The sequence below is a fragment of the Clostridium sp. CX1 genome (genome assembly GCF_025398335.1).
GTDB classification, from domain to species: Bacteria; Bacillota; Clostridia; order Clostridiales; family Clostridiaceae; genus Clostridium_AM; species Clostridium_AM tanneri.
This window is the reverse complement of the sequence record NZ_JAODOO010000069.1, coordinates 1-314: the sequence shown is the minus strand read 5'-3', so window position 1 is coordinate 314 and position 314 is coordinate 1. Positions and strand designations below refer to the sequence as shown.

The 314-nt window shown below is 29.6% G+C and carries 1 pseudogene; it reads left to right on the top strand.

Going from position 1 to position 314, the window contains the following annotated elements:
* Nucleotides 1-314, top strand: a pseudogene (locus tag N4T77_RS20185) (IS1182 family transposase); the annotation flags it as partial.

The following is a 314-nucleotide window of genomic DNA, read 5'->3' as shown; positions in this document are numbered from 1 at the left end:
GAGCCACAAATAAGTTTGAAACAAAGTTGCTTGAAAAAGTTAAGAAGTTTATTGAAGAAATAAATAACGACTTTAACACAGTATTTATTATCCCTGAGTCAAAAGTTAATCTAGAAGAATTGAAGTCTATCTTAGAGTTGCTAGATAAAATCAAACTTCAACAAAATATAAAGTTCGTAGAAGGTAAAGGAAGACGAAAAACTAAGATTCAACGAGCCGTAGAAAAGATAGAAGAATTTATTGAAAAACAGACAAAATACAATGACTATAATACTGTCTTTGATGGGAGAAACAGCTTTTCTAAAACTGATAGG